This is a genomic window from Streptomyces sp. NPDC127098 (assembly GCF_042722465.1).
GTDB classification, from domain to species: Bacteria; Actinomycetota; Actinomycetes; order Streptomycetales; family Streptomycetaceae; genus Streptomyces; species Streptomyces millisiae.
Window position 1 is genome coordinate 58,767 of record NZ_JBHXFJ010000038.1, and the last position, 19,673, is coordinate 78,439.

Below are 19,673 nucleotides of genomic sequence, written 5' to 3' on the forward strand. Positions count from 1 at the left end.
GCCGGGAGAGGGCCGTGCGGTTTCCTTCGTTACTCGCCGGTCTGCGCGGAGACCGACGGCGGCTGCGACTGCTCGGCCGCGGCGCTCTTGCTCGCCTTCTTGGCCGTCGACTTCTTCGCCGCCGCCTTCTTGGCGGTCTTCTTGGCGGCGGTCTTCTTCGCCGTCTTCTTGGCCGCCTTCTTCGCGGTCTTGGCCGGGGCCTTCTTGCCCGCGCCGGGGGCGACGACGGTCACCACGGCCTCCGTGGCGCCCTCGGGCGACCCGGCCGGCGCCGACACCCGCCGCCGCGGCGGCGGGGCCACGGCCGTCAGCTGCGGCTCGGGGACGACGGTCTCAGCGGGCCGCTCCGGCCGCTCCGCGGCGGGCACGACCACGACCTCGGCCTCCCCGGCCTCCGGCGGCCCGGCGGGCGCGCTGGCCTTGCGCGTCGCCCGACGCCTCGGCCGGACCGGAGCCTCTGCCTCAGGCGCGACGGCCTCAGCCTCGGGCGCGGGCTCGGGCTCAGCGACCTCGTCCGCCTTCGGCGGACCGGCCGGCGCACTCACCTTCCGCGCCACCCGACGCCTCCCCCGCGGCGCGGCCTCCGCCTCCGGCTCGGGCACGACAGCCGGCTCCGGCGCCGGAGTAACGGTCTCGGCCTCCGACTCCACCACCTCGGCCGCCTTCGGCGGCCCTGCGGGCGCGCTGGCCTTGCGGGTCACCCGACGCCTCGGCCGCGCGGGAGCCTCAGCCTCAGGCACGACGACCTCAGGCTCGGGCTCGGGCTCGGCCACCACAACCGGCTGCTCCTCGACGACCTCGGCCGCCTTCGGCGGACCGGCCGGCGCACTGGCCTTGCGCGTCACCCGACGCCTCCCCCGCGGCGCGGCCTCCGCCTCCGGTTCAGGCACGGCAGCCGCCTCCGGCTCGGGAGCAACGACCTCGGCCGCCTCGGCCGCCTTCGGCGGCCCGGCCGGAGCGCTCACCTTCCGCGTCACCCGGCGGCGACGCCTCGGCTCCGCCACCTCCGGCTCGATCGGCTCGGTCTCGACGGACTCAAGCGACACCACCGGCTCGACCGGTTCCTCGGTCACCGGCTCGCTCGGCTCGATCGGGCCCACCGGCTCCGGCACCACGGCCACGGCCTCCGGTTCCTTCGGACCGACCGCCTCGGCAGGGGCGCCCGCCTCCGCTCCACGACCCCGCTTGCGGCCCTTCTTGCCGCCACCGCCGCCGGCCGTCGGCACGTGCTCGACGTGCACGATCACGCCGCGCCCGTTGCAGTGCACGCACGGCTCGGAGAACGACTCGAGCAGCCCCTGGCCGACCCGCTTGCGGGTCATCTGCACCAGGCCGAGCGAGGTGACCTCGGCCACCTGGTGCTTCGTCCGGTCCCGGCCCAGGCACTCGAGCAGTCGCCGCAGCACCAAGTCCCGGTTGGACTCCAGCACCATGTCGATGAAGTCGATGACGATGATGCCGCCGAGGTCACGCAGGCGCAGCTGCCGCACGATCTCCTCTGCCGCCTCCAGGTTGTTCCTGGTGACCGTCTCCTCGAGGTTGCCGCCCTGGCCCGTGAACCGGCCGGTGTTGACGTCGATGACGACCATCGCCTCGGTCCGGTCGATCACCAGCGAGCCGCCGCTGGGCAGCCACACCTTGCGGTCGAGGGCCTTCATCAGCTGCTCGTCGATCCGGTAGGTGGCGAACACGTCCACCTCGGAGGTCCACCGCTGGAGCCGGTCCGCGAGGTCGGGCGCGACGTGCGAGACATAGCCGTGGATCGTCTCCCAGGCCTCGTCACCGCTGACGATGACCTTCGAGAAGTCCTCGTTGAAGATGTCCCTGACCACCCGGACCGTCATGTCGGGCTCGCCGTAGAGCAGCGACGGCGCGTTGCCCTTCCTGGCCTTCTTCTGGATCTCGGTCCACTGGGCCTGAAGCCGCTCGACGTCCCTGGTCAGCTCCTCCTCGCTCGCGCCCTCGGCGGCCGTGCGCACGATCACGCCGGCGTTCTCGGGGACGATCTTCTTGAGGATCTGCTTCAGCCGGGCGCGCTCGGTGTCGGGCAGCTTGCGGCTGATGCCGGTCATCGACCCCTCGGGGACGTAGACCAGGTAGCGCCCCGGCAGCGAGATCTGGCTGGTGAGGCGGGCGCCCTTGTGCCCGATCGGGTCCTTGGTGACCTGCACCAGGACCGGCTGCCCCGACTTCAGCGCGGACTCGATACGGCGCGGGCCGCTGCCGAGGCCGAGCGCCTCGAAGTTGACCTCGCCGGCGTAGAGCACGGCGTTGCGGCCCTTGCCGATGTCGACGAACGCCGCCTCCATCGAGGGCAGCACGTTCTGCACCTTGCCGAGGTAGACGTTGCCGACGTAGCTGGACGACTGCTCCTTGTTGACGAAGTGCTCGACCAGCACGTTGTCCTCGAGGACGCCGATCTGGGTGCGCTCGCCCTGCTGCCGCACGACCATCACCCGCTCGACGGCCTCCCGGCGGGCCAGGAACTCGGCCTCGGTGATGATGGGCGCCCGGCGACGCCCCTGCTCGCGGCCCTCGCGGCGGCGCTGCTTCTTGGCCTCCAGGCGGGTCGAGCCCTTGATGGACTGCACGCCGTCGGGGGCCTCGTTCTCCTCCCGCTTGCGACGCGGCTCGCGGACCTTGACGACGGTGCGCTCCGGGTCGTCGGTGCCGGTCGCCTCCTCGCCGCTCTCACCGCTGCGGCGACGGCGCCGCCGGCGACGACGCGAGCCACCGCCGGCCTCCTGGTCCTCCTCGGACTCCGCCTCGGCGGTCTCCTCCTCCACCTCGGGCTCGGTCTCGACGGGCTCCGCGGCGCGGGCCGCCGGCTCCTCGTCGGCGACCTCCGCGGCCTGCTCGGCGGCGCGCTCGGCGGTCTCGCCCCGGCGGCGACGACGACCGCCGCGCCGGCGACGGCGCGCGGGCCGGTCGGCGTGCGCCTCGTCCTCGTCCTCGTCCTCCTCGACGACGTCCTGCGACTCGTCGAGCACCGGCTCCTGCTCCTGCTCCTCCTCGTCCTCGGTCAGCACCTCGACCTCGGCCTCGGCCTCGGCGGCCTCCTCGGCGGCGCGCTGCGGAGTCTGGAACATGGGCGCCTGGAAAACCGGGGCCTGGAAGACGGGCCGTCCGAGCAGCGCCGGCGCGGGCTGCTCCTCGACGCGCGTCACATCGAACGCGTCCGGCTCGGACGCGGGTCGCTTGGGCCGCGTGGCCTCAACCGCGGGTCGCTCGGGCCGCGTGGCCTCAACCGCGGGTCGCTCGGGCCGCGTGGCCTCAACCGCGGGTCGCTCGGGCCGCGTGGCCTCAACCGCCGGCTCGGCCGCGGCCCGCGTCGCACGGCGCCGCTTGCGCGGCTCCGCCGGCTCGGCGGTCTCCTCGGCGGCAGGCGCAGGCTCGGCCACCGGCTCAGACGCCGCCGCGCGTGTCGCACGGCGCCGCTTGCGCGGCTCCGCCGGCTCGGCGGTCTCGGACGCGGCTACCACGTGCTCGGGCTCCGCCGGCTCGGCCTCCGCCTGCTCCGGTGCGGCCGCCGCGCGCGTCGCACGCCGCCGCTTACGCGGCTCGGCGGCCGGCTCAGGAGTCTCCTCGGCGGCAGGCGCCGGCTCCGCCACCGGCTCAGACGCCGCCGCGGCACGCGTCGTCCGACGCCGCCCCTGCGGCTCCGCGGACTCCTCCGCCGTCTCGACCGGCTCGGGCGCGGCCGCCGCGCGCGTCGCACGCCGCCGCTTACGCGGCTCAGCGGCCGGCTCGGGAGTCTCCTCGGCGGCAGGCGCCGGCTCCGCCACCGGCTCAGACGCCGCCGCGGCACGCGTCGTCCGACGCCGCCTCTGCGGCTCGGCGGACTCCTCCGCCGCCTCGACCGGCTCGGGCGCGGCCGCCGCGCGCGTCACACGGCGCCGCTTGCGCGGCTCAGCGGCCGGCTCGGGGGTCTCCTCGGCGGCGGGCTCGGTCGTCGGCTCGGCCGACGCCGTGGCGCGCGTCACGCGCCGCCGCTTGCGCGGGGCCTCGTCCGTGGCGGCCTGCTCCGCCCCCGCCGCATCCGGCTCCGCGGACCCGCGGCCCTTCGAGCCGCTCGCTCCGGCAGGAGCAGACGCGCGACGGCGCGGGGGAAGGACGTCACTCGGTGTAGTCGAATTGTCGCTCGCCTCGACGGCGGGCTCGTTGGGCTCGTGCATGCGGGCGTTTCTCCCGTCCACGCTCCCGGGCGCTTCACCGGTCACAACGGGCGGCGCCGCTCGGGAGCTGTCGTGTAGCTCGCCGGTTCCGGACCCGCTGGGCCCGGCTTCGGCGAAAGTCTCCTGGTCGGTGCGTCGCCCGGAACTACCGGACCCGAGTGGCTCCCTGGCACCTGGTGGTTAGGCGGCGCGGCAACGGCATCGCTATCCGGTGATCCCCGGCGCCGCCGCGGCCTGCTGTCCGGCGGCCGTGGGTGAGGCGGCCAAGACAGCGTCGCGGTCAGGCGCGAACGGGTCGTTCACCGTGCCGGTCTCCTCATCGAGCGGCCCCTGCGCCAGCCTGGTCACCGCTGCGGGGACCGGCGGCGCCAGGTCGGCCGTAGCGCGGAGGCCGGACAGGACGTCGTCGGGTCGTACGGCGGGTGTGTGATGCCGTACTACCAGCCGCAGTATCGCACAAAGTGTGGGGTCAGGCCCATCGGACCCACCGATTTGGCGCTGGCGGGCTTCCTGGGGCTCCAGTGCCGTCAGGGAGACCACGGCGCCTCGCGCGTCGAACGCGCGCAGGCCCTTCTTGGTCTGCCGCCGCACCTCGACCGTCTCCTGGGCGAGGAAGACGCCGACGGCGCGGTCGGCCTCGGCCGGGTCGACGCCGTCGAGCCGCAGCTCCCACCGGGAGGCGTTGAGCAGCTCGGCGAAGTCCGGGGTGCGGGCCTCGACGGCGTCGACGACGTCGAGGCCGGGCGGCAGCGAGGCGTCCAGGCTGGCCCTGAGCTCCTCGGGATCACGCCGCTCGGCGAGGGCGATCTCCAGGTACTCGGCCTCGCTCGCGGTACCCGTCGGCGCGGCGTTGGCGTAGCTGACCTTGGGGTGCGGTGTGAAGCCCGCCGAGTAGGCCATGGGGACCTCTGCCCTGCGCAGTGCGCGCTCGAAGGCCCGCTGGAAGTCCCGGTGGCTGGTGAACCGCAGGCGGCCCCGCTTGGTGTACCGCAGTCGTACGCGCTGCACCGCCGGTGCGGGCGCCGGGCCTACGGGCTGTCGCTTGCCCAGTTCTCTCAGTCCTTTTGGTCGCGGATCGCGAGTGGCGTGGCCGGTCGCGAGTCGTTGCCTGCTGTCCAGGTTACGCCAGGCCGCTCTGGCCCCCGGTGTCGATCCAGTAGCGGAGCTTCTCCGCCCTGCGGTCCTCGAAGACGCCGCCGTTGGCCTCGATGACCTTGCGGGAGGCGACGTTGTCGTGGTCGCAGGTCACCAGAACCCGCTCGTGTCCTAGGCGGCGGGCGGCGGGGAGGGAGGCGCGCAGCATGGCGGTGGCGTGGCCGCGGCGGCGGGCGGTGGGGCGCACGTCGTAGCCGATGAGGCCGCCCCAGTCGAGCAGCCGCCGGGTGAGCCGGTGGCGGATGGAGAGTCGGCCGATGAAGGTGTCGCCGTCGATCCACCACAGCACGGTGGAGGGGACGAAGCCCGGTGGGCGCGGCGTGTCCTCCTCGGCGTCGGCGACGGTGGCGGCCACGAAGGCGGCGAAGCCGGCCGGCTCGTGCCAGTGCCGGCCGTAGGTGCGGATGTCGCGGCCGAGCAGGGAGTCGTCGTCGGGGGCGCCGCGCCCCTCGGCCTGGAACTCGGCCACGGCCTCCAGGTACGAGGCGTGGACGGCGGTGGTGGGTCTGACGAGCTCGGGCACGGTCCCATCCTGCGTCAGGGGGCGGGACCAGATCAACGATCTCGCCCCCGGGGGATTGACGCGTTCGGGGCAGGCCAAGAGGCTGATCCATCGGGCCAAGTCGACGACCAACCTGGGGAGTTCGCATGAGAGTCCGCACCGTGCTGGCGGCGGCGCTGGCGGCGTCACTGCTTCCGATGGCCTCGGCGACGGCCGAGTCGGGCGACGGCCGGGCCGTCGGCGCCAGGGGAAGCATCGACTTCCGCGACGACCGGCAGGCCATCGACGGCTTCGGCATCTCCCAGGCGTTCCAGCGGGCGGACGTGATGCACGGCGCGCGCGGTCTCACCCCGGAGCACCAGCGGGAGGTCCTCGACCTGCTGTTCGACCGGGAGTCGGGGGCCGGCTTCAGCATCCTGCGGCTCGGCATCGGCTCCTCGGCGGACGACGTCTACGACCACATGCGGTCCATCCAGCCCACCGACCCCGGCGGGCCCGACGCGGAGCCGAGCTACGAGTGGGACGGCGACGACGGCGGCCAGGTGTGGCTGGCGCGGGAGGCCCAGGGGTACGGCGTCGAGCGGTTCTACGCCAACGCGTGGAGCGCGCCCGGCTACATGAAGACCAACGGCTCGGACGCGAACGGCGGCGAGCTGTGCGGGGTGCCGGGCACCGACTGCGCGAGCGGCGACTGGCGGCGGGCGTACGCGGAGTACCTGGTGCAGTACGCGCGCTTCTACGCCCGGGAGGGCATCGACATCACGGACCTCAACTTCACCAACGAGCCGGACCTGACGACCTCCTACGCGTCGATGCGGTTCACCCCCGAGCAGGCGGCGGACATGGCCGCGGTGCTGGGCCGGACGGTGGCGGAGTCCGAGTTGGCCGGGATGAACGTGGCCTGCTGCGACGCGGCCGGCTGGGCGGAGCAGCGGGCCTACACGGAGGCGATCGAGGCGCACCCCGAGGCGTCGGAGCTGGTCGACCTGCACACCGGCCACCCGTACCGGAACCCGGCGACGAGCCCGCTGCCCACCGACCGGCCGGTGTGGATGTCGGAGTGGAACCCGACCGGCGACCAGTGGACGGAGGGCTGGGACGACGGCACCGGGTACGACGGGATGAGCCTGGCCGAGGACGTCCACGAGGCGCTCGCGGACGCCGGGGTCAACGCGTACCTGTACTGGTTCGGCGCGTCGATCGGCACGACCAGGGCGGCGATCCAGCTGGACGGACCCGACTACCACGTCTCGTCCCGGCTCTGGGCGCTCGCCGCGTACAGCAGGTTCATCCGGCCCGAGGCGGTGCGGGTGGACGCCGCGTCCGGGCACGACTCGGTCGAGGTGACGGCCTTCCGCAACGCGGACGGCAGCCGGGTGGTGGAGATCCTGAACCACGACGCGGCGCCGGTGCGCCAGTCCTTCGACGTGTCGGGGGTGCGGGGCCCGGCCCGCGGCGACGTCTATCTGACCGACAACACGCACGCGTTGGAGCGGACCGGCCGGGCGAGCGTGGCGGGCGGCAGGCTCTCGGTGGAACTGCCGCCGCGCTCACTGACGACGATCGTGCTGGACCGCTGACCGGCCCTAGCGGGCGACGTACTGCGTGAGGATGGCCTGCACCTCGTAGATGTCGACGCCCTTGGTGAAGGTCTTCTCGATCGGGGTCGGGTTGCCGGAGAGCCAGATCTTGAGCTCGGCGTCGAGGTCGAAGTGGCCCGCGGTCTCGACGGCGAAGTGGCTGATGCTCTTGTACGGGATCGAGTGGTACTCGATCTTGCGGCCCGTGATGCCCTGCTTGTCGACGAGGATCAGCCGCCGGTCGGTCAGCAGGATGGTGTCCCGGATCAGCAGGTAGGCGGCCAGCACCTGCTCCTGCGGGCCGAGCAGCCGCGCGTACTCCTGGTGTGCCTGGGCCGGGTCGATCGCGTGCGCGTTGCCGAACAGTGCCATGGCGCCCCCTCAGTTGTTCTGCCACTCGGCAGCGTAACCGTCGTAGGTGCCGTCGTTGAGGGCGAGGTGCAGCCACTGGTCGACGTAGGCGCGGAACTCCTCGTCGCCGCGCGGCAGCAGGTACGCCTTCTCGGCGAAGGTGAAGGGGTCGTCGGGGGCGATGGCGCACAGCTCGGGGTGGAGCGTCTCCTGGTAGCGGGTCTCGCTGCCGTCGGTGATCATCACGTCGGCGCGGCCGGCGACGATCTCCTCGAAGATGGTCGTGTTGTCGGGGTACCGGACGACGGTGGCCCGTTCGATGTTCTCGTTCACGAACCGCTCGTTGGTGCCGCCTGGGTTGACGATGACGCGGACGCCCGGCTGGTCGATGTCCTCCAGGGTCCGGTACCGGTCGGCGTCCTCGCAGCGGGCGATGGGGGCCTTGCCGTCGACGAGGTAGGGCACGCTGAAGTACGCCTCCTGGGCGCGGTCGAGGGTGACGGAGACCCCGCCCATGGCGATGTCGCAGGCGTCCGAGGTCAGGTCGTCGAGCAGCTCGGCCCAGGTGGTGGGCACGAACTCCGCCTCGGCGCCGAGGCTTTCCGCGAGGTCGGCGGCCATGTCGACGTCGATGCCGGTGAACTCGCCGGTGGCCGGGTCGAGATGGGTGAAGGGGCGGTAGTCGCCGGTGGTGCAGACGCGCAGTTCGCCGCTGGCGCGCACCTCGTCGAGCAGGGTGCGGTCGGCCGGCGGCCGGCCGGGCCGCTCCCCCGCGGTGGCGACGACGGCGCCACCGGCGGCGGTGGCGAGGGTGAGGGCGAGCGCGGAGAGAGCGGTGCGGCGGTGGAGCGGGCGCATGGCGGCCCCTTCCCGGTGGGGGTGGCTGGATCGCCGCCAAGTATGGCCACGGGAAGGGGCGTTATCACTGGGGCTGGACGAACTCGGGCTGGTCGAGGACGCGCAGCCAGCTGCCGTCCGGCTGGCGGCGCACCACCTGGGCCCTGGCGCCCGCCTCGTCCCTGGGCGGGGTGGCGGTCAGGGCCAGGTCGCCGCTGACCAGCGTGGGCAGCGGCGGCTCGGGCTCGAAGTGCGGGCGGCCCGCGAGCACCTTCTCCCAGAGCGCGCGGATGGCCTCCCGCCCGACGGTCCGCTGGCCCGGCGGGTAGGCCAGGACGGCGTCCTCCTCGTAGAGCGCGGCGACGCCGGCCGCGTCGCCGGCGTTGGAGCGCTCGACGAAGAACCGGGTGATGTCCTCGGGGCGCATGGCCTTCTCGTACCGGTCGTAGTCCGTGGTGTTCTCGGTCATGTCCCCAGCCTGGCTCCCGGGCGACCAGAAGTCCAACAGCTGCTTCTGCTGGCAACTAGAATTTCTGGTCATGGAACTGAGGCAGCTCGAGTACTTCGTGGCGGTCGCCGAGGAGCGGAACTTCACCCGGGCGGCCGAGCGGGTGAACATCAGCCAGTCCGGGGTCAGCGCCCAGATACGGCAGCTGGAGCGGGAGCTGGGCGCCGAGCTCTTCGACCGCTCGGCGCGGGCGGTGACCCTCACCGTGGCGGGGAAGGCCGCGCTGGAGCCGGCCAGGGCGGCGCTGGCGGCGGCGGCCTCCGTCGGCCAGGCGGTGGGCGAGGTGACCGGGCTGATCCGGGGCCGGCTCACGTTCGGCATGGTCGTCGGCTGCACCCTCACCCCGCTGTTCGAGGCGCTGGCCGCCTTCCACCGGGCCCATCCCGGGGTGACGGTCTCCCTGCTGGAGGACGGCTCCGACCGGCTGGCGGAGGGCGTGCGCGCCGGCACGCTCGACGTGGCGCTGATCGGCGCGGCGGAGGCGGCGCCGGCGGACCTCGGCTCGTCGACGCTGCTCAGCGAGCGGCTGGTGGCCGCCGTGCCGCCCGACCACCCGCTCGCCGGTCGCCGCCGGCTGACGCTGCGGTTGGTCGCCGAGCATCCGGTCGTCTGCATGCCGCGCGGCACCGGCCTGCGCACCGCCTTCGACCACGCCTGCGCGGCGCGCGGCCTGCGGCCGACGATCGCCCTCCAGGCCGGCGCCGCCGACGCGATCGCCGACCTGGCCGCCAGGGGCCTCGGCGTGGCCGTGCTGAGCGAGTCCATGGCCCCCGCCTACGCCGACCGCCTCACCGCGCGCGTCATCGAGGACGCCGACACGCCAGCCCTGCTGGCCATGGTCTGGAAACACCCGGCGAGCGCCGCCACCCGCGCCTTCCTGACGGCCGTCCACCGCGAGTGGCCTCCGGCCGGGTAGCCGCGGCGGCGGTTCGGCCCGACACCGTGTCGTCGACCGTGATCGGCTTGAGCGCCGTGCCCACCCCACCCGGTCCGACTGCCCACCGTGCACCGTGGTGGCGCCCTCGCCGCCTCCCTACGCTCGTGCCTACCGGGGCCCCGTCATCAGTCGAAGTCATCAGTCGAAGCACACCAAGGAGGGGACATGACCGTACGGAAGCGCCTCCCGTTAGCGGGCCTGGCGATGGCGGCCAGCGCCGTCCTGGCGGTGACGGTGTCGACCGCCGGCTCGGCCGCCGCGGCGGCGCCGGCCGCCGACCCGGACGGCGCACACTGCGTGATCGACCTCGATGACCTGGCTCAGGAGAGCCTCTGCTTCGAGACCGAGGACGAGGCGACCGCCTACGTCGACGCACAGGCCGCCCTGATCGTGCTGGAGGTCTACGACTGGGTGGGGCTCAACACCGACGGCCCGTACGCCTACTTCTACGGCGACTCTCCCTGCACGGCCACCACGGGGGACGTCGACTACGCCATTCCGTCGCTCTACCAACTGACCTACAACATCGCGAACCCCGACGGCGTCTCCATGAACGACTCCATCAGCTCGCTGATCACGCACGAACAGTGCGACGTCAGGCTCTCCGACTGGGTCAACAACAACCCCGACGGGCCCCGGTCCGGCTGGATCGACCACTGCACCAACCTCAACGGCTCCGGACAGGGCGACTGCCCGACGGTGCTGAACTGGAACAACCGCGCCAGCTCCTTCCAGCTGAGCTGAGACCAACGGAGGAAACCATGCGACACGTCGCACTCGTCATCGCCGCCACCATCGCCGCGCTCGCCGTCGCGGCGGGCCCGGCGGCGGCCGACAACTGGCCGAAGGACACCTGGCCCAAGTCCGACACTCATCCGAACGGAGGGGGCTGGCCCAAGTCCGACAAGCACGTCGACTGACGGGACGGCTTTCGCCCACGCCTGTCGGCCCCCCGTCGCCAGCCCAGCGGCCGGCGGCCGGGGGGTCGTGGTCTGGAAGGGCGGCCGGTGTTGTGGTCCCCTGGGGGGAGGAGGGGACAAAGGGGGCGGAGTATGGCCGAGCATGACGAGGAGACGCCGCGGCAGGGGGTCGGGGCGGAGCGGGAGTTGCTGCGCGAGTTGACGCGGCAGATGTCCCGGGACGCCGCGCCGGACGTCGGTCAGGTCGTCGAGTGGTTGGGGCGGCGGACCAATGCCGAGGTCGGTCTTCTGACGGGTGGCGGGGTCGTGGCGGCCGGCACCGCCGGGTTCCCACGGCGGATGCCCGACTGGCTGGCGCGGGTGTTCCCCCGGTTGGCCCTGGGGGACCTGGCGACGGCGGCCGAACAGTCCGGCGGGCTGCGGGTGCGCTGCGAGGCCATCGGGCCGCGGGTGCCGCATCCGGTGCTGGTCGTGATCGACTCGTCGGCGCCGAGCGAGGAGTCACGCTCGCTGGTCCCGGCCGCCTGCGGCGTGCTGGCCGCGCTGCACGCGACGCGCGAGGCCGCCGCGATGTCCAGGAGCGTCCGGGATCGGGCGCGGCAGTTACGGTTCGCCGTGTTGAGCGCGTTGATGGAGGGGCAGCCGTTCCTGGCCCGACGGATGATGGCCGGCGCCGTCCCGGCGGTGTTGGACGCCGCCGCCGTCCGGGTCTACCTGCTGCGGTGCGGGCCGGTCGACCGGGACCGAATCTCCGAGACCTACCAGGACGCCGAAGGCTTCCACGGCCCGGACCTGCTGGTGCGCTGTCCCGTCTACAGCCACCATCTGATCTGTGTCCTGGCAGCGGACGCCGCCGCCCCCCGCGGCCACCGCGAGGTTCTGCTCCGCCTGGTCCGTGAGAACCCCCGGTACACCCTCGGCATCAGCGGCACGCATCCGCTGGCCGCGACGGCCGAGGCGTACGCCCAGGCCGCCAACGCGCTTGCGGTGGCCCGCGACAGTCCCAGCCGGGTCGCCGACTACCAGGGCCAGTCACCGCTCGTCCACCTGCTCCCTGAGCGGGAGGCTCTCGCCTGGGCCCGTGCCTTCCTGCGACCGTTGAGCTCAGCGCCCAGACTCACGATCAACGTGACGCGCCTCGCGACCGACGTGCCGCAGGCGGGGATCGCCCGCCTGCTCGGCATCAGCCGCAACACGGTTCGGGCCCACGTCCGACGCGCGGAGGAAGCCCTCGGGACGGACCTGAACGACGTCAGCTCGCGCGCCGCGCTCGCCCTGGCACTGGGCATCGCCGGCCACCCGCTCGACGCGGGTGGCGACGTCGAGCGGTCGGCGCCCACCCTGGAGGAGCTGTTCCGCGCCCAGCCCGCCGTCGTGTGGGCCGAGGCGTTCCTCAGCCCGCTGCGGGAGGCGGGTCACCGCGACCTCGACGCCACCCTGCGCGCCTGGATCGGCGCCGACACCGACGCCCAGCGGGCCGCCACCAGCCTGGGCATCAGCCGGAACACGGTCAGGGCTCGGGTTCGCGCGGCGGAGCGGTTGCTGCACCGCGCCCTGCTGAGCGACACCGGATCCGGCGTCCACGACCTCGTCCACGCCCTCCGCATCTCCCAGGACACCCCGGTGCTCACGGTGGCCTGACGGGGCACGGCGATCAGGCCACCTGTGTCGGGGCCGGCATGGGCCTCGTACGGAGGGTGAGGGGCAGGAGCGCGGTCAGCAAGGCCAGGGCGGCGTAGCCCCAGGTCAGGGTCGCGGTGGCGGCGATGGCCGCCACCAGCAGGGGGCCGCCGGCGTCGCCGAGTTCGCGGCCGAGTTCGGCGGTCCCCATGGTCTGGCCGAGGCGTTCCCTGGGCGTGGCGGCCGCCAGGGCCGCGAAGCCGAGTGGGGTGATGACGCCGGTGCCGGCGCCGATCAGGGCGGCGCCGGCGAGGACGCCGACGGCGCCGGGCAGCGTCGCGGCGCCGAGGCCGGCGGCCGTCACCAGCAGGCCGGCCATCAGCCCGGACCGCGTCGTCAGTCGGCCGCCGTCGAGTCGGCGGCCGGCCCAGGGCTGGGTGAAGGCCGCGCAGGCGGCGAGCACCGAGACGGCGGCGCCGGTGGCCAGCGGGGTGAGGCCGGCGGCGGCGCCGGAGAGCGGCAGGAAGCCGACGCCGGCGGAGAGCGCGGCCGTGGCGGCGGCGAGCGCAGCCACCGGCCGCAGGAAGGCGCCGTCCGTGAGCCGCCGCACCAGGCCGAGCACGGTCTGGCGCTCCTTGGGGAGCGGCGGCACGGCGGGGACGGCCAGGGCCGCCCACACCGCCACCGTGGCGGCCAGCGCCGCGAGGACCGCGAAGAGCAGGGTGAGGCCGCCGAGCCAGATCAGCGCGCCGCCGAGCAGCGGCCCCGCGGTGTATCCGACGGACTTGTGGAAGCCGTAGGAGCCGAACGCCCGTCCGTGCCTGGCGGCCGGGTTGAGGCGGGCGACCAGCGCCGAAGCGGCCGGCGAGAAGGCGGAGGCCGCCGCGCCCTGACCGAGCCTGGCCGCCCACAGCCAGTCGGGATCGCGCACCACCACGAACAGCGCGGAGGCGGCGGCGAACGCCACCAGCCCGCCGAGCAGCACGGGCCGGGCGCCGACCCGGTCGGCCAGGGTGCCGAACACCGGCTTGAGCACGACCTCGGCGCCGTCGTAGAGGGCGAGCAGCAGGCCGAGGTAGAGGAGCGAGGTCGCGAGGTCCTCCTCGCCCTGGCCGAGGTTGGCGGCGATGCCGTGCGCGCCGAACGCGGTGGTGAAGCCGGCCGCGTACAGCGGCCACATGGCGGTTCTCATGCCCCGTCCCCCGGTGCGTCGAAGGCGTGCAGATGGGCGAAGACCCGCTCGCCGTACTCCTCGAAGCGGCGGACGCAGGCGGCCAGCCGCTCCTCTGCCTCGGCGGCGCCCGGGGAGCCGAAGACGTCCTTGGCCCTGAGGTCGCGGTGCCAGCGGCGCAGCCGCTCCAGGCTCTGCTCCTCCTCGTCCAGTTCGGCCAGGGTGAACTTGGCCTGCCTGGTCTCCTTCTCCAGCTCCGCGAGGTACTTGCCGCAGTCGGCGACGAACTCCGCCCAGTCCTCGGCGCGCGCCGCCGCGAACATGTCCCGCAGCCGCTCGGCGTCGGCCGGGCCACGCCCGCCGGCGCGCAGCGCCACGGCCTCGCCGCCGGCCCGCTCCGTCATGGCCACGGCCCGCTCGATGCCGTCCGCGAACACGGCCACCTCGGGCGCGGCCCACACCCCCTGGCCGAGCGAGAGGGCACCGACCCGACGCAGCTCCCGCCACACCGCGACCCGGTGTCGCGAGGGCTGCGCCGGCAACCGCACGATGAGCACGACCCACTGGGCCCGCGTTACGTCTTCCACCTGGGCAATGTAACGCCTGCTACATCATGATCGGAAGCGCCCGTCACGGCTTCGTCGGCAGCCCCGCCAGGTCCAGCACCAGGTCGCGGACCTCGGTGGCGGCGATCCGGTCGCGTTGACCGGTGGGGGCGTCGCAGAGCAGCACGGGTCCGTCCGCCGGGTCCGTGGGGAGGCGGCCGTGGGTGCCGCCGACCCAACGGCCGTCGAGCGGGACGACGTTGGTGGTGTAGCGCAGCCCCAGCTTCTTGCGGGCGAGGCCGACGCCGGCGCGCAGCCTGGCACGGGGGTCGGCGGGGTCGAAGAACAGCTCGGCCGGGTCGTAGCCGGGCTTGCGGTGGATCTCCACGCCGCGTGCGAAGTCGGGGGCCCGTTCGTCGTCCAGCCAGTAGTAGTAGCTGAACCACGACTCGGACTCGGCGACCAACACCAACTCGCCCGAGCGCTCGTGGTCGAGCCCGTACCTGGCCTGCCCGTCGCGGTCCAGCACCTGCTCCACGCCCGGCAGGTCGGCGCAGAGCTTCGCGACGGCCGGCACGTCGGCCGGGTCGTCGACGTAGACGTGCGCCACCTGGTGGTCGGCCACCGCGAAGGCCCGGGAGGCCCACGGGTCCAGGTACTCCATGCCCTCCTGGGTGTAGACCTCAAGCAGCCCGGCCCTGCGCAGCGCCCGGTTGACGTGCACCGGGCGGCTGGCGGCGGTGATGCCGTACTCGCTGACGACCACCACCCGGGTGTCGGTCTCCCGCGCGTCCCGCAGCAGTGGCGCCAGGACCCGGTCCACGTCGGCGGCGGCGCGGGCGGCCTGTGGGCTGTCGGGGCCGTACCGCTGGAGGTCGTAGTCGAGGTGCGGCACGTAGGACAGCGTCAGGTCGGCGCGCGGCATCAGGCGGCGGGTGGCGGCGACGATCCACTCGCTGGAGCGCAGCGACGCCGTCGGCCCCCAGTACTGGAAGAGCGGGAACGGGCCGAGTTCCTCGGTGAGTTCGTCGTGCAGCTCGGTCGGTCGCGTGTAGCAGTCGGGGGACTTGCGGCCGTCCGCGTGGTAGACCGGGCGCGGGGTGACGGTCCAGTCGGTGGTGGCGCCCATCGCGTACCACCAGCAGACGTTGGCCACCTTGTAGCCGGGCTGGGCGCGGCGCGCGGTCTCCCACACCTTCTCCCCGCCCACCAGGCGGTTGTGCTGCCGCCACAGGTGGACCTCGCCGAGGTCGCGGAAGTACCAGCCGTTGCCGACGATGCCGTGCCCGGCGGGCGGCAGCCCGGTGAGCATGGAGGACTGCACGGAGCAGGTGACGGCGGGCAGCACGGTCTCCAGCTCGGCCTGCCAGCCGCGTTCGGCGACGGCCCGCAGGTTGGGGGTGTGTTCCAGCAGCCGTGGGGTGAGGCCCACGACGTCGAGCAGCAGGACGCGTCGGGCGGTGGTCATGCCGTCTCCTTCTCGGTCTCGGTCAGGCCGGCGCGACCCAACGCGCCGGCGGCCCAGCGCAGTTCGGCGGCGAGTCCGGCGGCGAGCTCGGCGTCGCCGGTGGGCCGGAACCGTTCGGGCAGCACGGACCAGGTGTAGGTCTCCACCTCCAGGTGGTCGGTGCGCGCCTCGGGCCCGGCGAACAGTTCGGCCAGGGTGCGCTCCAGGTGGTCCGTGGTGGTGTCCAGCGGTGGCTCGGGGCGCTGGTGCAGCGGGGCGTGGAAGTGCACTCGCCAGGGGCCGCTGCCGGGCAGCGCCGCGGGCCCTTCCAGCGCCTGGGGCAGGTCGTCGCGGGCCGCCACCGCGCCGTCGCCGGGGGGCAGTTCGCGGACCTGGTGCAGGAAGCGGTCCTCGGTGTAGCGGGCCAGCGCGGCCCTGGTGTCGGTGTCAGCCGGCTCGGCGGCGTGCAGGGCCGCCGAGACCTGCGCCTTGACGACGGGCAGGCCGGCCTCGGCGAGTGCGGCCACGGCGCCGGCCGGGTCCTCGAAGGCGACGGCGAGGTGGCAGGTGTCGAGGCAGACGCCGATCCGCCGGGTGTCGACGCCGGCCAGCAGCTCGACGGCCTCGGTCACGGTCTCGACGATGCAGCCGGGTTCCGGTTCGAGGCCGACGCGGACGGTGCGGCCGGTCTCCGCCTCCAGCTTGGCGAGCCCTTCGGCCAGCCGGTCGAGCATGGCGCGGGCGGCGCCGTGCCGGCCCGCGTCCCAGGGCTCGCGCCAGGCCAGCGGCACGGTGGAGACGCTGCCGCGGGCGGCGTCGTCGGGCAGCAGCCCGGTCAGCACCCGGGCGCAGTCGAGGGTGTAGCCGAGCCGCTCCTCCTCGGTCCAGTCGGGTCGGTAGACGGCCTTCTTGACGACGGGGGCGTGGAACCCGCGGTAGGGGAACGCGTTGAGGGTGACGACCTCGATGCCGTGCTCGTCCAGGGCGCTTCGCAGTCGGTCGAGTTCGGCCGGCTCGGCGGCGAGGCGGGCGGCCAGCGGCGCGGGCAGCCACAGGCCGAGGCCGATCCGGTCCGCGTCGAGCCTGGCGCGGACGCCGGCGCCGAAGACCCGCAGCTGGCGGTGCAGCCCTTCGGCGTCCTCGGCCGGATGGACGTTGGTGCAGTACGCGAGGTGCACGCGGGTGCCGTCGCGGTGCCGGAACGTCATGGCGGCTCCTTTCGGTGTCTCGGGCTCGGTGTCTCAGGCCGGCCGCTGGCCGCGCAGGATCGAGTTGCCCTCGAAGGTGGCGGCGGCGTCCGCCGCCCCGTCGCCGGCCTCGTCGAGCAGCAGCCGGCCGCTCTGGGCGTAGAAAGCCACCGGGTTGCGCCACAGCACCCGGTCCACGTCGTCCTCGGCGAAGCCGGCCTCGCGCATCGCGGCGCCGGTCTTGGCGGTCTTCAGCGGGTCGCTGCGGCCCCAGTCGGCGGCCGAGTTGACGATCATCCGGTCGAGGCCGTACTCGGCGAGGACCTTGACCATGCGGTGCTCGTCCATCTTGGTGTCGGGGTAGATGGAGAAGCCCATCCAGCAGCCGGACTCGGCGACCAGGCCGACGGTCACCTCGTTGAGGTGGTCGATGAGCACCATCTCCGGCGGCAGCCCGGAGGCGGCGACCAACTCCAGGCTGCGGCGGGTGCCTTCGGCCTTGTCGCGGTGCGGGGTGTGTACCAGCACGGGCAGGCCGTACTCGGCGGCGAGGCCGAGGTGGCGGACGAAGACGGTCTCCTCGGCCTCGGTCATGGAGTCGAAGCCGGTCTCGCCGACCGCCACCACGCCGTCCTTGGCCAGGTAGCGCGGCAGCAGGTCCAGCACCCCGGCGAGGCGTGGGTCGTTGGCCTCCTTGGGGTTGAGGGCGACGGTGCAGTGGTGCCGGATACCGAACTGGGCGGCCCGGAACCGCTCCCAGCCGACCAGGCCGTCGAAGTAGTCCTTGAACGAGCCCACGGAGGTGCGGGGTTGACCGAGCCAGAACGCCGGCTCGGTCACGGCGCGCACGCCCGCGTCGTACATCACCTGGTAGTCGTCGGTGGTGCGGGACGTCATGTGGATGTGCGGGTCGAAGATGCGCATCAGCGCTCTCCTTCAAAGTGCGGGCGGTACAGGGCCAGGATGCGGCGGGCGTCCTCGGGCACGGGGCGGCCGGCGGCCTCCCGTTCGGCGACGAACGCGGCGGTCATGCGGGCGAGTTCGTCGTCGACGCGGCCGGTCCAGGCGGCGACGGCGTCCAACGGCACGCCGACGAACAGGCACTTGAGCACGCCGTGCCGCCAGACGTCCGCGCCGAGGTGGCGGTCGGCGTACCGGCCCATGGCGGCCGCGACCAGGCGCGGGTCGTTGCTGCGCAACCCGTCCTCGACGAGCCCGAGCAGTCCCGGGATGTCGACGTCGTCGAGGGCGCGCAGCACGGCGCGCTTCTCGTCGCCGTCGCCGTCCTCGTACAACTCCGTGAGCAGGTTGGTGAGTTCGGTCGGTGAGAGACGGCTGGACGCGGCGACGGCGGCCACCAGGGCGGCCCGGGCCCGGTCCTCGATCCGGGGCACGCGCAGCCCCTCCGGGTCGTCCGGATCGGTCGGGCCCCGACCGACGAGCCGTCCCACCGCGGGGAAGAGGGCCCTGAGCCGGTTGGGATCGGTGGCAACCTCGGTCGCCAGCTTGAAGAATCGTTCATCCAGCTGCTCGGCGCTCACCGGGTCACCGCCTCGGCCTTGCGGAGCGCCTCCAGCGCGCGGGCGGCGACGGTGGGCGCGGCGTGCGCGTGCCGGGGCAGCTCGACGGCGACCAGACCCCGGTAGCCGGTCTCGCGCAGGGCGCCGAGCGCGGCCGGCAGGTCGATCTCGCCGTCGCCGAACTCCAGGTGCTCGTGCGTGCCGCGCCGCATGTCGTCGGCCTGCACGTTGGCGAGCAGCGGGCCGACGCCGCGCACGCAGTCCGCCGTCGACGCGTCCTCGTTGCACACCGTGTGCCCGAGGTCGATCGTCACCCGCAGCGCGGCCGGGTCGCCGAGCCGGCGGCGTAGTTCGGCGACGCCGCCGAGCGTGTCGACGAACATCCCGGGCTCCGGCTCGAACGCGCAGACCACGCCGTGCCGTTCGGCCGTCTCGAGCACCTCGGCGGTGCCGGTGGTCAGGCGCCGCCAGCCCTCCTCGGGGGTGGTGCCGGCGGGCAGCGTCCCGGACCAGAACGAGACGGCGTCGGCGCCGAGGTCGGCGGCGACCCGGACGGCCCGGCCGAGATAGTCGACGCGGCGATCGCGGCTCTCGGCGGAGACGAGGGTGGGCTCGTGCTTGTGCCAGGGGTCGAGGACGTAGCGCGCCCCGGTCTCGACGACGACGCCGAGCCCGAGTTGGTCGAGACGGCGCGCCAACGCGGCGGTGCGGGCCGCGAGATCGGGCGCGAAGGGATCCAGGTGCGGGTGGTCCAGGGTCAGCGCGACACCGTCGTAGCCGAGTCCCGCGATGACAGCCAGGGCCTCGTCGAGCCGGTGGTTGGCGAAGCCGTTGGTGCCGTAGCCGAAGCGGAGGCCGGTCATGTCGGGGACACCTTTCGCGAGGCGAGACGGGCGAGCGGACCGAGCGCCGACAGGGCGGCGGCGACGACCGGCGCGCCGGCGCCGGCGGCCAGCGCGGCCTGGAGGCCGATGCCGCCCCGCACGCCGGCGCCGGTGGCGCCCCGCGCGGCATGCGCGTCCCCCGCCGCCCGCACGGCCGCGAGCTGCGGGCGCCCGACGGACCGGGCGTACGCGACGGCCGCCACGAGGCCGCCTGCGGCGGCGACGAGCCGCCCTGCGGTGTGGCCTGCGGCCGGCACGGCCGCGTCGCCGAGCGCGGTGACGCGACCGGCCGGCCCGCCGCCCGCGGCGGCGGCCGTGCCCGGCGCGCCGGCAC

18 protein-coding genes and 1 pseudogene are annotated in these 19,673 nt (G+C 74.2%); 5 read left to right on the forward strand and 14 right to left on the reverse strand.

Annotation, left to right across the window (positions count from 1 at the left end):
• Positions 1-29 precede the first annotated feature (29 nt).
• The 3 genes from ACFWI8_RS22870 to ACFWI8_RS22880 form a co-directional block, all read right to left on the reverse strand.
• The gene (locus ACFWI8_RS22870) at positions 30-4,175 is read right to left on the reverse strand and encodes an Rne/Rng family ribonuclease (protein WP_387094623.1); all 4,146 of its coding nucleotides are present in this window, start codon (positions 4,173-4,175) and stop codon (positions 30-32) included.
• A gap of 204 nt (positions 4,176-4,379) precedes the next feature.
• Positions 4,380-5,183, reverse strand: a complete 804-nt coding sequence (locus ACFWI8_RS22875) for a TIGR03936 family radical SAM-associated protein (RefSeq protein WP_387094625.1) — start codon at positions 5,181-5,183, stop codon at positions 4,380-4,382.
• A 112-nt stretch (positions 5,184-5,295) separates the two neighbouring features.
• Positions 5,296-5,853, reverse strand: a complete 558-nt coding sequence (locus ACFWI8_RS22880; RefSeq protein ID WP_387094627.1) for a GNAT family N-acetyltransferase — start codon at positions 5,851-5,853, stop codon at positions 5,296-5,298.
• A 125-nt stretch (positions 5,854-5,978) separates the two neighbouring features.
• Here ACFWI8_RS22880 and ACFWI8_RS22885 point away from each other — a divergent pair, with 125 nt between their 5' ends.
• Positions 5,979-7,412: a glycoside hydrolase gene (locus ACFWI8_RS22885; protein ID WP_387094629.1), complete on the forward strand. Its 1,434-nt coding sequence runs from the start codon at positions 5,979-5,981 to the stop codon at positions 7,410-7,412.
• Positions 7,413-7,418: 6 nt separating this feature from the next.
• Here the strand turns inward: ACFWI8_RS22885 and ACFWI8_RS22890 are convergent, their stop codons facing one another.
• The 3 genes from ACFWI8_RS22890 to ACFWI8_RS22900 all read right to left on the reverse strand — a co-directional run bounded on the left by ACFWI8_RS22890 (position 7,419) and on the right by ACFWI8_RS22900 (position 9,069).
• Positions 7,419-7,784 carry a PH domain-containing protein gene (locus tag ACFWI8_RS22890; protein ID WP_311598433.1) on the reverse strand — a complete coding sequence of 122 codons (366 nt, stop codon included), beginning with the start codon at positions 7,782-7,784 and terminating at the stop codon, positions 7,419-7,421.
• Positions 7,785-7,793: 9 nt separating this feature from the next.
• Positions 7,794-8,621, reverse strand: coding sequence for a transporter substrate-binding domain-containing protein (locus ACFWI8_RS22895; RefSeq protein WP_387094631.1), 828 nt, complete (start codon positions 8,619-8,621; stop codon positions 7,794-7,796).
• 64 nt (positions 8,622-8,685) lie between these two features.
• Positions 8,686-9,069: a YybH family protein gene (locus ACFWI8_RS22900; RefSeq protein ID WP_387094633.1), complete on the reverse strand. Its 384-nt coding sequence runs from the start codon at positions 9,067-9,069 to the stop codon at positions 8,686-8,688.
• Between the two features lie 70 nt (positions 9,070-9,139).
• Here ACFWI8_RS22900 and ACFWI8_RS22905 point away from each other — a divergent pair, with 70 nt between their 5' ends.
• The 4 genes from ACFWI8_RS22905 (at position 9,140) to ACFWI8_RS22920 (ending at position 12,606) form a co-directional block, all read left to right on the forward strand.
• Positions 9,140-10,024 carry a LysR family transcriptional regulator gene (locus ACFWI8_RS22905; RefSeq protein WP_387094635.1) on the forward strand — a complete coding sequence of 295 codons (885 nt, stop codon included), beginning with the start codon at positions 9,140-9,142 and terminating at the stop codon, positions 10,022-10,024.
• A 186-nt stretch (positions 10,025-10,210) separates the two neighbouring features.
• On the forward strand, positions 10,211-10,789 hold the full coding sequence (locus ACFWI8_RS22910; protein ID WP_387094637.1) for a hypothetical protein: 579 nt from the start codon (positions 10,211-10,213) through the stop codon (positions 10,787-10,789).
• A 17-nt stretch (positions 10,790-10,806) separates the two neighbouring features.
• Positions 10,807-10,965 (forward strand): hypothetical protein, encoded by a 159-nt coding sequence (locus tag ACFWI8_RS22915; RefSeq protein ID WP_387094639.1) that lies wholly within the window; start codon positions 10,807-10,809, stop codon positions 10,963-10,965.
• Between the two features lie 132 nt (positions 10,966-11,097).
• On the forward strand, positions 11,098-12,606 hold the full coding sequence (locus tag ACFWI8_RS22920) for a helix-turn-helix domain-containing protein (RefSeq protein WP_387094641.1): 1,509 nt from the start codon (positions 11,098-11,100) through the stop codon (positions 12,604-12,606).
• Positions 12,607-12,619: 13 nt separating this feature from the next.
• On the opposite strand, the gene ACFWI8_RS22925 is transcribed toward ACFWI8_RS22920, so the two are convergent.
• From ACFWI8_RS22925 to ACFWI8_RS22960, 8 genes and pseudogenes are all read right to left on the reverse strand, one after another.
• Positions 12,620-13,777, reverse strand: coding sequence for an MFS transporter (locus tag ACFWI8_RS22925; protein WP_387094643.1), 1,158 nt, complete (start codon positions 13,775-13,777; stop codon positions 12,620-12,622).
• Entirely contained in the window at positions 13,774-14,343 is a 570-nt protein-coding gene (locus ACFWI8_RS22930; RefSeq protein ID WP_311598418.1) for a Chromate resistance protein ChrB, read from the reverse strand. Before ACFWI8_RS22930 ends, ACFWI8_RS22925 begins: the two co-directional genes overlap by 4 nt.
• Before the next feature lie 43 nt (positions 14,344-14,386).
• Positions 14,387-15,769 carry an alkaline phosphatase family protein gene (locus ACFWI8_RS22935; protein WP_387094645.1) on the reverse strand — a complete coding sequence of 461 codons (1,383 nt, stop codon included), beginning with the start codon at positions 15,767-15,769 and terminating at the stop codon, positions 14,387-14,389.
• Positions 15,766-16,956 carry a metabolite traffic protein EboE gene (gene eboE, locus ACFWI8_RS22940; RefSeq protein ID WP_387094647.1) on the reverse strand — a complete coding sequence of 397 codons (1,191 nt, stop codon included), beginning with the start codon at positions 16,954-16,956 and terminating at the stop codon, positions 15,766-15,768. Before eboE ends, ACFWI8_RS22935 begins: the two co-directional genes overlap by 4 nt.
• Positions 16,957-16,989: 33 nt before the next feature.
• Positions 16,990-17,859 carry a TatD family hydrolase gene (locus tag ACFWI8_RS22945; RefSeq protein WP_387094649.1) on the reverse strand — a complete coding sequence of 290 codons (870 nt, stop codon included), beginning with the start codon at positions 17,857-17,859 and terminating at the stop codon, positions 16,990-16,992.
• Complete coding sequence (locus tag ACFWI8_RS22950; protein WP_387094651.1) at positions 17,859-18,476, reverse strand: EboA domain-containing protein; 618 nt, start codon at positions 18,474-18,476, stop codon at positions 17,859-17,861. Before ACFWI8_RS22950 ends, ACFWI8_RS22945 begins: the two co-directional genes overlap by 1 nt.
• On the reverse strand, positions 18,473-19,318 hold the full coding sequence (locus ACFWI8_RS22955; RefSeq protein WP_387094653.1) for a sugar phosphate isomerase/epimerase family protein: 846 nt from the start codon (positions 19,316-19,318) through the stop codon (positions 18,473-18,475). The genes ACFWI8_RS22950 and ACFWI8_RS22955 overlap by 4 nt, the downstream gene beginning before the upstream one ends.
• Positions 19,315-19,673 (reverse strand): annotated as a pseudogene (locus ACFWI8_RS22960) (prenyltransferase); the annotation flags it as partial. The gene ACFWI8_RS22955 and the pseudogene ACFWI8_RS22960, both read right to left, overlap by 4 nt.

What these genes read in the sequence shown, in the direction of transcription:
- ACFWI8_RS22915 (WP_387094639.1), top strand. Translation starts at nt 10,807, where the DNA reads ATGCGACACGTCGCACTCGTCATCGCCGCCACCATCGCCGCGCTCGCC.
- ACFWI8_RS22955 (WP_387094653.1), bottom strand. Translation starts at nt 19,318, where the DNA reads ATGACCGGCCTCCGCTTCGGCTACGGCACCAACGGCTTCGCCAACCAC.
- ACFWI8_RS22870 (WP_387094623.1), bottom strand. Translation starts at nt 4,175, where the DNA reads ATGCACGAGCCCAACGAGCCCGCCGTCGAGGCGAGCGACAATTCGACT.
- ACFWI8_RS22920 (WP_387094641.1), top strand. Translation starts at nt 11,098, where the DNA reads ATGGCCGAGCATGACGAGGAGACGCCGCGGCAGGGGGTCGGGGCGGAG.
- ACFWI8_RS22890 (WP_311598433.1), bottom strand. Translation starts at nt 7,784, where the DNA reads ATGGCACTGTTCGGCAACGCGCACGCGATCGACCCGGCCCAGGCACAC.
- eboE (WP_387094647.1), bottom strand. Translation starts at nt 16,956, where the DNA reads ATGACGTTCCGGCACCGCGACGGCACCCGCGTGCACCTCGCGTACTGC.
- ACFWI8_RS22905 (WP_387094635.1), top strand. Translation starts at nt 9,140, where the DNA reads ATGGAACTGAGGCAGCTCGAGTACTTCGTGGCGGTCGCCGAGGAGCGG.
- ACFWI8_RS22895 (WP_387094631.1), bottom strand. Translation starts at nt 8,621, where the DNA reads ATGCGCCCGCTCCACCGCCGCACCGCTCTCTCCGCGCTCGCCCTCACC.
- ACFWI8_RS22900 (WP_387094633.1), bottom strand. Translation starts at nt 9,069, where the DNA reads ATGACCGAGAACACCACGGACTACGACCGGTACGAGAAGGCCATGCGC.
- ACFWI8_RS22910 (WP_387094637.1), top strand. Translation starts at nt 10,211, where the DNA reads ATGACCGTACGGAAGCGCCTCCCGTTAGCGGGCCTGGCGATGGCGGCC.
- ACFWI8_RS22935 (WP_387094645.1), bottom strand. Translation starts at nt 15,769, where the DNA reads ATGACCACCGCCCGACGCGTCCTGCTGCTCGACGTCGTGGGCCTCACC.
- ACFWI8_RS22885 (WP_387094629.1), top strand. Translation starts at nt 5,979, where the DNA reads ATGAGAGTCCGCACCGTGCTGGCGGCGGCGCTGGCGGCGTCACTGCTT.
- ACFWI8_RS22945 (WP_387094649.1), bottom strand. Translation starts at nt 17,859, where the DNA reads ATGCGCATCTTCGACCCGCACATCCACATGACGTCCCGCACCACCGAC.
- ACFWI8_RS22925 (WP_387094643.1), bottom strand. Translation starts at nt 13,777, where the DNA reads ATGAGAACCGCCATGTGGCCGCTGTACGCGGCCGGCTTCACCACCGCG.